The sequence below is a fragment of the Rhodococcus sp. 14-2470-1a genome, assembly GCF_002259425.1.
Lineage (GTDB): Bacteria > Actinomycetota > Actinomycetes > Mycobacteriales > Mycobacteriaceae > Rhodococcoides > Rhodococcoides fascians_E.
This window is the reverse complement of the sequence record NZ_NPFZ01000028.1, coordinates 15,673-27,749: the sequence shown is the minus strand read 5'-3', so window position 1 is coordinate 27,749 and position 12,077 is coordinate 15,673. Positions and strand designations below refer to the sequence as shown.

Below are 12,077 nucleotides of genomic sequence, written 5' to 3'. Positions count from 1 at the left end.
GACCTTATCGGTGACCGCCCGCCTGATGGCCGACGTCGGCCATAGGTCTTGTAGTGCTGCTGACCGTGAGTTACGTGTGTGCGTACACGGTTGCCCGAACCGGAGGGAATCGACCTGGTCCTGACCGTACTTCCGCGGTCAATCCAGCAGCACACCAGGATTGAGGATGCGGTGTGGGTCCCATGCGTTCTTGAGCAGCGCCATTGCTGCCAACTGTGTTTCACCACGTTGGCGGATCAGCCATCTACGTTTGGCTCGGCCGATGCCGTGTTCGGCGCTGATGGTGCCGTCATGACTCAAAACCAGTTCCAGGACAGCATCTTCCAACGCTCCGGCAACGTCGTCTGCGAATGTCCCGGCGCCGGGCAGGATGTTGACATGGATGTTGCTCTCGGCGAAGTGACCGAACAGAACGAGCACAGCATCGGCGTCGACGGAGTGGACTGCGTCTGTGATCGAGCCGACGAACTCTTCGAACCGCTCGGCCGGTACACCGACGTCGAGCTTGACGGGAACCCCAGCAGTAGAGATCGATTCGGTGATTCGCTCACGGAACGACCACAGTGCCCGACGTTCCGCAGCGGATTCCGCGATCGCAATTCTGCTGCTGTCCAGCCCGCCGGACATCAACGCCTCCAGCACCGGCTCCGCGCCGACGAGAGAAGAACCCATCTCTGCGAACACCCAGAAACCCTCGGCGGGTAATGGCGTCGGTGTACCGGAGTGTTCCGCAACGCGGCTCACTGCGGCACCTTCGGCCCATTCGACGGCGTCGATCTGGGGCAGCTGCAGGATCGTCGGGAGGGCAGCGACAGCGGCTCGGACGTCGGGGAACGACATCGCTACCACCAGGTGGTCGGTCAGCGGACGGACCAGCTTCCAGGTGACGTCGGTGATGACGGCCAGAGTTCCTTCGGATCCGATCAGCAGATTCGTCAGATCGTAGCCCGTGTTGTCCTTCACCAGCGATGTCCGACGGTCGACGATATCGCCACTGGGCATGACTGCTCTCAGCCCCGAGATACGTTGGCGAGCCGAGCCGTAGCGCAACACGCGTGCCCCACCTGCGTTGGTCGATGCGGCGCCGCCGACAGTCGCCGACTCTCCCGACGCCAGTGACAATCCTGCGGTGTAACCCGCCTCGGCGGCAAGCGATTCGAGCTCGACGAGAGTGACACCGGCCCCGACCGTGACGGAACCGTCCGCCGAGACGGGTCCGTGTGAGCGCAACGCACGCGTCGACAGAACCACACTCCCATCGGACGGAACAGCACCTCCGACGAGCCCGGTGTTGCCGCCTTGCACCGTCACCGCAACCCCGTGCTGGGTGCAGGCTCTCAACACGTCCGCAACTTGCTCTGCAGACTCGGGGCGCACCACCGCACGCGGTCGTCCACTCCAACGCCGAGTCCAATCGACCGAATAGGAGGCCATGACGTCGGCGTCTCGCGTAACCCGTCCCGGGGCGGCGGCGTCGAGCACGTCATCGAACTCCATACTTCGAAGGGTAGTGCGTCGAGCGCTACACGGCCCGAACGCGGGAGTTCAACCTGCGCACACGACCCGCTTCGTCATGACGATCTCGAGCTCGTCCGGCGCCAAGGGATAGGGAACGGTCTCACCTGTGGTTGCGAACCCCATGCGTCGGTAGAAGGCCTGCGCCCGCCCGTTCGCCTCGTGGACTTCCAGGGTCAAGGTACGGTGCCCTTGCCGATACACCCACTGCTCGATTTCGCGCAACAGTGCGTCGGCGACGCCCCCTCCACGCGCCGTCGGCGATACGTAGACGCCGAGCAGGAAGACTTTGCCGTCCTCGATGCGTGCACGCATGATTCCGAGCCACGCGTCCGTGTCGTCCACTGCAGCGAAGCCGCAGGACAACGCCGAGTTCGTGCTCTCGGCGCGCTGTTGCCACTGGTTGTCGGTCTGGGCCGTCGCGGAGTCGAGCGTCTCGACGAAGGCCTTCGGTGAATCCGCCAGCATCTCCAACCGCTGATTGCGGAACGACTGCCAGGATCGTCCGTCGACAGGCATTACGCGGAAAGACACAGCGACCAGACTAACCGAGCGCCACCCTCGGCACTGCTACATTTTTCTGCAGGCGACTGGCGAAGGATGGGTCACCATCAGGGAGCCTGTGAACGCGAAACATCGTCCGCCTGGGTGTTTCACCGATACCGGTGAAAGAGAGGACCCATGCTCGACGTGCGGGCCGCCCGAACAGACGATGCACCAGCTATTCTGGCTCTCAGGCATGCAGCCGAGGACTGGCTGGCATCTCGCTCGATCGACCAGTGGACTCCGGGTGAAGTTCCGCTGTCCACCGTTAGACTGCAGGTCTCGCGCGGTGAGTTCGTCGTCGCTCGGTATCCCGGGTCGTCGCCAATCGTGGCCGCAATGCGCACGATACGGTCGGACCCCGAGATCTGGCCCGACGACGGCAACGCGTTGTACGTGCACGGACTCGTCATCGATCGCTGTCATGCGGGCACCGGCCTGGGTGCAGCCATGCTCGACCACGCGGCCCGCTCGGCAGCCGACGCAGGCATCTCGCGTGTTCGATTGGATTGCGCCGAAACCAATCCCACGCTCCGCCGGTACTACCTCGGTCAAGGTTTCACCGAAGTCGGTCGTCGCGAATTCGAGGACGGAAAATGGTTCAGCGTGACACTCTTCGAGAAACGTCTGAAGACGTGGCCATAGGCCTACTTTCGCGCTCGCAGTCTTTCGGGAGATGATCGCGTTCGCACGGTCATCGCTGCGCATACAACGACGACTGCACCACCCAGCGCCGACGACCAAGACAAGTACTCGTGAAGAATGACTGCAGCCCAACCAAGACTCAGAACGGGCTGAACAAGTTGAACCTGGCTGACGTTGGTGATCGGACCGATGGCGAGGCCTCTGTACCATGCGAAGAAACCCAGATACATGCTGATCGAAGCCAAGTAGCCGAACGCAGCCCAGGCCTTCGGCTCGATCTCGGACAATCCGTCGAGCGATAAGAGTGTCAACGGGACCGTTACCGGCAAAGCCACTATCAAAGCCCACGACACCGTCTGCCACGATCCCAATTCCCTTGACAGTAGCCCGCCTTCGGCGTACCCGATGGCCGCACTGACGACAGCGGCCAGCAGCAGTAGGTCGGACCATTGCGGCACAGACCATCCTCCGCTCCTCACGACAGAGAACCCCAACGCCGCCGTCGCCCCGAGAACAGCCATGAGCCAGAATGCTGTACGGACCTTCTCCTTGCCTCGCGCGACTGCGACCACTGCGGTAGTGGCGGGCAGAAGTGCGATGACTATTGCGCTGTGGCTGGCAGAGGCGGTCGTCAGGGCATACGAGGTCAGCAGTGGAAATCCGACCACCACGCCAGAGGCGATGACAGCCAGACGAGCCCACTGCATCCCGTTCGGTAGCCGCTGCCGAGTAGCTCCCAGCACCAGGACGGCGAGCGCGGCAGCGACTACGGCGCGCCCTACCCCCGCGAACAACGCCGGCATGCCGCCCAGGACGGCCACACGAGTGAGAGGAACTGTCAGGGAGAACGCCACGACACCGACTAACCCCCACAGAATTCCCGGGCCGGGTACGTACGATATCGCCGATGCGCGGTTACAAGTAGCGCTACTATGGGGACTCATGTCTGACGATAGCAGTTCGCGGATCGTTGCATCCCTACGTCGATGGATCGCCTCCGCCCCACCTGGCGCGCAGCTGCCGTCCACGCGCTCTCTCGTCGTCGAACACAGTGCAAGTCCGGTGACCGTACAGAAAGCGCTTCGCGTCCTGGTATCGCAGGGGGTGGTCGAGAGCAGGCCCGGCGTGGGCACGTTCGTGCGTGAGAACACATCGGTCCGAGCCAACGATTATCGTTGGCAAACCGCCGCACTCGGCGCCCCCGTGACACGGCTCAAACTACCGGCAGCGCTTCAGTCGCCGTCGAACGACGTGGTCTCACTTCACTCGGGTTACCCGGACCGAACGTTGCTGCCGGAGAAGCTCGTACGTAGTGCTTTCGCCCGGGCTGCACGAAGTGACGCCATTGTCGATCGACCACCGACCGCAGGTCTACCCGAGCTGCAATCATGGTTCGCTCGAGAACTCGCGTCGATCACTTCCCCCGGAATCAATCCACCGTCGTCGAGCGACGTGACGGTGATACCCGGCAGTCAGACAGGCCTGAGCACTGCGTTCAGAGCACTGGTCGGAGCGGGCCGGCCTTTACTGATGGAGTCGCCGACGTACTGGGGCGCAATCCTGGCAGCAGCCCAGGCCGGCGTCGATGTCGTTCCTGTTCCTTCCGGATTCACCGGGCCCGACCCTGAGGAACTTCGACGAGCGTTCGAGAGCACCGGTGCTCGTGCGTTCTATGCCCAACCCAACTTCGCGAGCCCGACCGGCGCGTTGTGGAAACCGGAACTCGCGGAGAAGGTTCTGAAGATCGCCGAACAACATGGGGCGTTCATCATCGAAGACGACTCTGCTCATGACTTCGGAATTTCGGCGCACCCGAGCCCCCTGGCAGCCCGAGACGACACAGGACGTGTCGTGTATTCGCGAGCATTGACCAAGAGCGTGTCACCCGCGGTGCGGGTTGCAGCAATCATCGCCCGCGGACCCGCTCGGGAACGGATCATCGCGGACACGAGCGCGGAGTCCATGTACGTGAGTTCGATTCTTCAGACCGTCGCCTTGGACGTCGTCACTCAGCCGGCATGGCGGACGCATCTCACTCGTCTCCACAGTCAATTGGCCGCCCGCCGCGATCTTCTCGTGACGAGCATCGAAGAGCACGTTCCAACGGGGAAACTCGAAGGCATACCGGCAGGTGGACTGAACCTGTGGCTGAGGCTCCCCGACGAGACGGATCTCGACGTCGTGGTCTCCGAGTGCAGGTCGGCCGGCGTCATCGTCGGCGCAGGAGACGGCTACTTCCCGGCCGAACCAACAGGAAAGTATCTTCGCCTCAACTTCGCAGGTCGGAACCCCGGTGACTACCCGATTGCCGCACGCGAAATTGGCTCGGCTGTCGAGCGCTCTCGGTCTTCGACCTCCCGATTGTGAACGGGCTCAGTACTCTTCGATCGAGCTGCACTGGACGAAGCCCGTGACAGCAACGGAATTGGACTTCTCCATCGAGAAGACCAACCGGAGAAATTCGCCGCGGCACTTCGGGAATTCGTCAGCCTCGAAGGTAGGTGAGGACGGCGAGTACGCGCCGGTGCCCGTCGATGTCGCTGGGAAGGTCGAGTTTCAGAAAGACGTTTCTGATGTGCTTGTTCACAGCGGGGACGCTGAGTTCCAAGGACCTTTCGATTTCGGAGTTCGATCTGCCCTCGGCCATGAGGGCGAGGACCTCTTTTTCCCGTTTGCTGAGGCGGTCGAGCGGGCGCGTCCGTCGGTGAAGTAGTTGACGGACCACCTCGGGATCGACGATGGTCCCGCCCGATGCGATTCGTTCCACCGCGTCGTTGAACTCCGTGACTGCACCGATGCGGTCCTTGAGCAGGTAACCCACTGCGCCGGCGTTTTCTGCGCCCAACAGCTGTGACGCGTAGGACTGCTCGACGTACTGACTGAGAACCAGTACCGGAAAGCCAGGAATGCGCTCGCGCAGGGCGACGGCCGCCCTCACACCGTCGTCCGCTTGACCGGGGGGCATCCGGACGTCGGTGATGAGAAGGTCCGGCTCGTGCTCGTCGACCGCACGAGCGATCTCGTCGGCGCTGCCGACAGCGGCGACGACGGTGTGTCCGAAGCGTTGTAGGAGCCCGACGAGGCCTTCCCGCATGAGCGTGGAATCCTCGGCCAGGATCACGCGATACGGCATGGGATCTCCACTCTGAGCGTGGTCGGCCCGCCGGCAGGGCTGGACAGTTTCAGTTGCCCGGCAACAACATCGAGACGGTCGGCAAGCCCGGTCAGACCGGTTCCGACTCGTGGATCCGCACCGCCCACTCCGTCGTCGGAAATTTCCAGCACGAGTATGTCTGCGTGGATGCGACCGTGAACTCTGGCTCGGGTCGCACCACTGTGCCTCGAGACGTTGGTGAGCGCTTCTGTGACAACGAAGTACGCAGTCGTCTCGACGCGGCGGGGAACACGCTCGGGCAGACGGATGTCGATCTCGGTGTCGATGGAGGACCGACTGGCGACGTCGGCGACAGCCGCCGCGAGGCCGTTGTCGGCAAGCACCTGCGGATTCAGTCCACGGACCAGATCCCTGAGCTCCGCGAGCGCGACAGTGAGCTGGCCTTGCGCGTCCGACAACCGTGCGTCGAGTTCTGGATCGTTCGCATCCAGTCTTGCCAGCCCGAGGTTCATCCCGAGGGTCACCAGGCGCTGCTGTGCGCCGTCGTGCAGGTCGCGTTCGATTCGGGCACGCTCGGACTCGAAGGCGTCGAGCAAACGCTCGCGCGACTTGGAGACGTCGGTGAGGTCGACCCCGATCTCGTCGTCACGGGGCGCCAGGAAGATGCGTGTGAGTGCTGCGTGCGCACCTGCCCAGGCCGTCACCAGATAGGGCCCTGCCGCGAGTGTGACCACACCGATGAACCACCAAGGCCAGGCCGACGGGTCGTCCATGGGGGCACGGAAACTGAGGACCGGCAGGACGAAAGCGAAGGCAAGCACGGTGATGTCCAGCCAACAGAGCGCGGTCACGGAGAACGCCGCAAAACCGAACTCACGCCAGGTCACCGGCTCCGAGAATCGGGTACGCACCCAGGCGCGCACACCGGGGGAAAGGGGCCGACGGTGTGGATCGGCGATTCCGTCGAGATCGACCAGCCGTATCCGCATTCGCTCCACCCGGGCGACGACGATGCCCGACAGCGCCACGAGCAGCAGCAGGACGATGCCGACGACTACAACGAAGAAGATCACGCCCAGGACGGTTGCGGCTGCGAGCACCACGAACACGATCAGATTGAGGATGCCGCCGGAAAGCAGATACAGGAGGCTACGCCATGGCCATGGCGTCAGCAGAAAACGTAAAGGATGGTGCGCTAGTGCCTGCCAGGCCGTCGTGACGCGCATGTATCGATCGTAGATTCTCGACGTGATCGACGCGGTAGTGCTGGCATACCCCTGTCGCATAGAGCGCGCGTGACTGTGCGAGTCAGGAGCAGCCGATTCACTGAAGGAATGTACAAGCACCACGACGCAGAAGCCGCGATCGAACTCGAGGACGTCCGCAAGGTGCATGGTCGAGGCAACCGCGCGGTGACAGCCCTTTCCGGGGTGTCGATGGACTTCGCCCGAGGAAGTTTCACCGCGATCATGGGCCCGTCGGGCTCAGGCAAATCGACCTTGCTGCACTGTGCGGCCGGCCTCGACACACCGAGTGGTGGCACCGTGAGGATTGCAGGTTCCGACATCACCGAGATGGACGAGAAAGCGCGGACCGAACTACGTCGACGACACGTCGGATTCGTGTTTCAGTCATTCAACCTGGTGGGCTCGTTGACTGCAGCTCAGAACGTCGAACTGCCTGCACGATTCGCCGGTCGGCGCGTACGCCCTACGGACGTGGCGGCAGCCCTGGCCGAGGTGGGACTCGCGGACCGTGCCTCTCATCGTCCAGCTCAACTGTCCGGTGGCCAGCAGCAGCGCGTCGCCCTCGCGCGTGCCCTCATCACCCGCCCGGATGTTCTCTTCGCGGACGAACCGACAGGTGCAGTGGACACCCGGACTTCGAAACACGTTCTGACGCTGATGCGTGAACTGGTGGACCGGCAACAGCAGACCACCGTGATGGTCACCCATGACCCACTCGCCGCCTCCTATGCAGACACAACGATCTTCCTGGCGGACGGTCGAATAGTGGACTCACTGAGCATCCAGCGCGGTCGGTCCGACAGTGTTGCCACGATCGCTACTCGGTTGACCGGATTGGAGTCCTGATGCTTGCGTCGGCCAACCTACGCAGTCACTGGCCGAGTTATATGGCCGCGCTCCTGGCTACCACTTTCGGTGTTGCGCTGATCAGTGCGACACTCGTCGTCTACGACTCGTCACGCCCCGTGGTTCAACCACGTTTGACCGAGGCGACTGCGCTCGCATTACCCCTTCGAGCCGACAACGAGTTCGGCAACACATCGGATTTCGTTCCGTGGAGTGCGACCGAAGCCCAACAGATCGCCGACGATCTCGGCACCCTGCCGGACGTGCGCGTCGTCGCCGACCGTTCGTTCTACGCGCAACCCGTGGTCGACGGCATTCCGATCGAGGACGAGGGAGCCGAACAGGCCGGACACGGCTGGGCGAGTGTCGATCTGAGCCCGTATCGATTGACATCCGGAACACCGCCGACCAATGGCAATCAGGTCGTCGTACCGGATGCGCTGGGCTTCGAACCCGGAGATTCTGTGTCGGTCAATCTCGCGGCGGGATTGGAGGCCTTCACCGTATCGGGGACGCTCAGCGGTGCTGGTCTGTATTTCGCCGACGAGCGTGCTGCGCAACTCGATCCGGGTGTCCGGGCGATAGGACTCGTGATTTCGACGGACACGCAGATCGACGCCGTCTCCGCTACGGCGCAACAGTACTTGGGCGACCGCGGCCGGATCGTCACCGGCGAGGATCGAGCAGCACTCGAGCCCGAATTCGTCAGCCACCGGAGGAACCTCGGTAATCAATTGATCATCGCGATGTCGTCCATCGGGCTGTTCACGACCGTCTTCGTCGTAGCCTCGACATTTGCGCTCGCTACGGCCGAACGCCGTCGGGAACTCGGTTTGCTTCGAACCGTCGGCGCCTCACCGGGGCAGGTTCGGCGCATGGTTCTCGGTGAAGCTGCTGCCATCGGTTGTATCGGTGGAATCATCGGCGCTACAGTCGGTCTCGCACTTGCTCCGGTACTGCGAATCGTGCTGTCGAGTCTCGACGTTCAGCCTCCTGACTTTCATCTGCGCATCTCCGCTTGGCCAGTGATAGTGGCAGTGGCCATCGGAGTAGCCGTGGCGGTGATCGGCGCCTGGACGGCTGCCGAGTCCGCAACCAGGGTGGCTCCGATAGAAGCACTGCTCGCCGCCGCCGTCGAGCGACATCCCATGACGAAGGTGCGCTGGGTATCGGGAATCGCCGCACTCCTCGGCGGTGTGGGCGCGACTGCGTTGACCGCGGGCGCGGCACCGGACAGCAGGACAACCAACGCAATCGGAGCAGCCATGTTGTTCACCGTCTCGGCCGCGCTGCTCGCGCCCATCGTCATCGGTCCGATCGCACAGCTGGTGACATGGCCCTTCGCGCGTTCATCCCGCTCGGCAGGACCGATGCTCCTCAGAGCAGAACTCACCACGAGTACGCGACGTGCCGCCGGCACGGCTGCTCCTGTCATCGCAGCCGTCGGATTCGCGGTGCTGTTGAGCGGGATGGTCGAGACGATGGCAGTGGCATATCCCGCCGAGCAGACCGAGCAACTGCAAGGAATGGTGCTCGTGACGTCCGACGGCACCCCGGGCCTCAGCGACCAGGTGGTGGCGGAGTCAGGAGCGGGCCCGCTCGGGACTAGAGCAGGCCTACCGACCCGGTTGTTCGTGCCTGGAATACAGGGCAACACCACTGTCGTCGACGCCATCGGCAGCCTCGACGAACGTTATGCCAGAGCAGGACACGCTGTCGTGGACGAAGCGACTGCGACACTGCTCGATGTGCAGGTCGGTCGGACGATCACGGTGCGCTTTGCGGACGGGATGTCCGAAAACGTGACCATCTCGCAGGTACTTCCACTCGATCCCGCGCGTGGGGCCTTTGTCTTGCCGCGGGACCTGGTGCGCAAGCACGATCCATCAGCCCTGACCGATGTCGTCTTCCTGCCGCAGGAAAAGACACCTTCACAACTTCCTCCGGGCGCCACGGTGAAGGATGCCTACAGTTTTGCTCTGCAGGACTACGAGGTCGACGCTCGGCTCACCAATTGGCTTGCAGCGACACTCATTGCGATGGCTGTTGGTTACTGCGGGCTTGCCGTCGCGAACGTCATGGCTGTGTCAGCGTACCGTCGTGGGCCGGACATCTCGGCTCTGCAAGCCTCCGGCGGCTCGTCACGACAATTGCTGTCGACGGCAGTCTTCGAGACGGTAATCATCGTCCTCATCGGTTCTGCACTCGGTTCGATCGTGACCATCCCACCCTTGCTGGGCATGGCCGCCGGGTTGGGCCAACTGACCGGCACCGAGGTTGGACTGCATCTCCCCTGGCGGACCATTGCCTGGGTCGTGACCGGTTGCCTGGTACTGGCATCGGGCTCCACTGCAATCGTCACGCGGCGCACCCTGAGGCCTCGGCCAGAGGGTAAGTTCCGATAGTTGCCCAGTACGCACGAACCGCGATCATCGCGCTGTGTCGGCATCCACCGCGTCAGCAAGCAGGTTCAAGGAGGACAGGATTCGGCGGCGCTCACCACCCAACGCCTCCAGCAGAACCGCGTGCGCTCGTATTTCCTTGGGGAACACTTCGTCGATGACAGCCCTGCCTGAATCAGTCAACCGGACGAACGCACTTCGACGATCGGACGGGTTCGATATCCGTTCCACGAATCCCCTGCGCTCGAGACCACTCAGCGCTTTGGAGACGCCCGCTCGTGTCATACCCAGTTGCTCCGCGATCCGAATTGCCGTCTGTTCTGGGGAATACCGGAGAGGAACGAGCAGCTGTACCTCGGTAGCTGACACGCCTGCGTCTGCATAGATCGGCTCCACTGCCAACTCGAGCGCCGCGGCAATCCTGTTTATTTGTCCGACTACCTCCATCGGACTCAGATCCAAGTCCGGGCGAGCGTTGATCCACGCTTGCTCGGTGCGCTTACGAAGAGAAGCCATGGACACCTACCAAGTTTGTTAACTAGTTGACAAGTGTCTAGTCTGCCAGACATGCCGAACTCCCCGACAAATGCCTCCCCGACATATGACGCGATCATCGTCGGCGGTGGCCCCGCAGGTGCAAGCGCAGCGATACTCCTGGCGCGCTCGATGAGACGCGTCTTGGTCGTCGATGCTGGAAAAACCCGGAACGGATCCGCTGAACATGTGCACAACTACCTCGGACTAGACGGAATTTCACCCGATGAGTTGCATCGCCGAGGTCGTCATGAGGCGGAGCATTACGGGTGCACCTGGAAAGCCGGAGCCATCGATTCAGTCCGGCGGCACAGTGGCGGCACTTTCGAACTCGTAGAGCGCAGTGGCAGCGTGCACCGAGCACGTGCCGTTGTCGTCGCAACGGGCCTGCGAGACGAATTACCCGAAGTGGAGGGCATAGAGGATTCGTGGGGTGGAAATATTGCGCACTGCCCTTATTGTCACGGATACGAAGTTCGTGGTGGCCACATCGGTGTCCTCGCCGGCCCCAACCGCTCGTTCTCCCTACATCAGGCAGAGTTGCTCCGGCTCTGGTCGGACGACGTGATCTTCTTTCCCGACGCGATCGATCTCGCAGCATCCGAACGGGCCAGCCTGTCTCAGTGGGGGGTTCGGATCGTCGACGGTCGTGTTCGACGCGTTCGCTCGGTCGACAGCAAGCTCACCGTCCAACTCGTGAACGGCGAGGATGTGGATCGAACGGCAGTGTTCGTCGGACCACGATTCTCACCCAACCACGCACTGTTGTTCGATCTGGGATGCACGCACAACGACGACGGGTGGATTACCGTCGACCAGAACGGTGCAACATCGGTGGCGGGTGTTTGGGCAGCGGGAAACGTCGTGGATTCACTCGCTCAACTGGTTCACGCTGCGGCGCAGGGAACACGGACAGGAATTGCAGTGAATCGCTCGTTGCTCGAGCAAGACATGTCAGTTCTCGACCGGCAATCTCCATGACACCCTGCACCTGCGGCCGGCCTCGCCCTGACCATCATGGCAACCGAGCGAGACCGAACACTTCGAGGACGATGCGGTGAGAACAATATTCGTGGTGACCCATCCCGAGGCGACTCATCACGTGGAGCAAAAAGTCGGAGGATGGTTCGATCTGCGCAGTTCTGGGGGGCACGCTTGCTCTCGATTCGCGCTTTCGGGAGAAGTCGTACGGTCGTGCAGAGGGAAAGCCTCGGAGCTGGCTCGATGAAC

The 12,077-nt window shown here is 62.6% G+C and carries 11 protein-coding genes and 1 riboswitch; of the genes, 5 read left to right on the top strand and 6 right to left on the bottom strand.

All coding sequences use genetic code 11. The features are described 5' to 3' along the window. Positions 1–138: 138 nt before the first annotated feature. Both CH292_RS15785 and CH292_RS15780 read right to left on the bottom strand, forming a co-directional pair. A complete protein-coding gene (locus CH292_RS15785; RefSeq protein ID WP_094655203.1) occupies positions 139–1,497 on the bottom strand; it encodes an FAD-binding oxidoreductase in 1,359 nt (452 codons plus the stop codon). Between the two features lie 48 nt (positions 1,498–1,545). Beyond that, the gene (locus tag CH292_RS15780) at positions 1,546–2,049 is read right to left on the bottom strand and encodes an N-acetyltransferase (protein WP_256978160.1); all 504 of its coding nucleotides are present in this window, start codon (positions 2,047–2,049) and stop codon (positions 1,546–1,548) included. Positions 2,050–2,091: 42 nt separating this feature from the next. Beyond that, positions 2,092–2,172: riboswitch (ZMP/ZTP riboswitch) on the top strand. A gap of 24 nt (positions 2,173–2,196) precedes the next feature. On the opposite strand from CH292_RS15780, the gene CH292_RS15775 reads away from it, so the two are divergent. Then, positions 2,197–2,703, top strand: a complete 507-nt coding sequence (locus CH292_RS15775; protein WP_094655201.1) for a GNAT family N-acetyltransferase — start codon at positions 2,197–2,199, stop codon at positions 2,701–2,703. Between the two features lie 2 nt (positions 2,704–2,705). Here the strand turns inward: CH292_RS15775 and CH292_RS15770 are convergent, their stop codons facing one another. After that, a complete protein-coding gene (locus CH292_RS15770) occupies positions 2,706–3,647 on the bottom strand; it encodes a DMT family transporter (RefSeq protein ID WP_094655200.1) in 942 nt (313 codons plus the stop codon). Between CH292_RS15770 and CH292_RS15765 the strand changes: the two genes are divergently transcribed. Then, entirely contained in the window at positions 3,646–5,070 is a 1,425-nt protein-coding gene (locus CH292_RS15765; RefSeq protein ID WP_094655199.1) for a PLP-dependent aminotransferase family protein, read from the top strand. The two genes, CH292_RS15770 and CH292_RS15765, sit on opposite strands and share 2 nt — an antisense overlap. A gap of 118 nt (positions 5,071–5,188) precedes the next feature. On the opposite strand, the gene CH292_RS15760 is transcribed toward CH292_RS15765, so the two are convergent. After that, a complete protein-coding gene (locus CH292_RS15760; protein WP_019667586.1) occupies positions 5,189–5,836 on the bottom strand; it encodes a response regulator transcription factor in 648 nt (215 codons plus the stop codon). Next, complete coding sequence (locus CH292_RS15755) at positions 5,821–7,044, bottom strand: sensor histidine kinase (RefSeq protein ID WP_094655339.1); 1,224 nt, start codon at positions 7,042–7,044, stop codon at positions 5,821–5,823. The genes CH292_RS15760 and CH292_RS15755 overlap by 16 nt, the downstream gene beginning before the upstream one ends. A 108-nt stretch (positions 7,045–7,152) precedes the next feature. On the opposite strand from CH292_RS15755, the gene CH292_RS15750 reads away from it, so the two are divergent. Both CH292_RS15750 and CH292_RS15745 read left to right on the top strand, forming a co-directional pair. After that, positions 7,153–7,911 (top strand): ABC transporter ATP-binding protein, encoded by a 759-nt coding sequence (locus CH292_RS15750; protein WP_094655198.1) that lies wholly within the window; start codon positions 7,153–7,155, stop codon positions 7,909–7,911. Continuing rightward, positions 7,911–10,316, top strand: coding sequence for an ABC transporter permease (locus CH292_RS15745; RefSeq protein ID WP_256978158.1), 2,406 nt, complete (start codon positions 7,911–7,913; stop codon positions 10,314–10,316). The genes CH292_RS15750 and CH292_RS15745 overlap by 1 nt, the downstream gene beginning before the upstream one ends. A gap of 24 nt (positions 10,317–10,340) precedes the next feature. Here the strand turns inward: CH292_RS15745 and CH292_RS15740 are convergent, their stop codons facing one another. After that, positions 10,341–10,829, bottom strand: coding sequence for a MarR family winged helix-turn-helix transcriptional regulator (locus CH292_RS15740; protein WP_094655196.1), 489 nt, complete (start codon positions 10,827–10,829; stop codon positions 10,341–10,343). Between the two features lie 51 nt (positions 10,830–10,880). Between CH292_RS15740 and CH292_RS15735 the strand changes: the two genes are divergently transcribed. Next, positions 10,881–11,828: an NAD(P)/FAD-dependent oxidoreductase gene (locus CH292_RS15735; RefSeq protein WP_094655195.1), complete on the top strand. Its 948-nt coding sequence runs from the start codon at positions 10,881–10,883 to the stop codon at positions 11,826–11,828. The last annotated feature ends 249 nt before the right edge of the window (positions 11,829–12,077 follow it).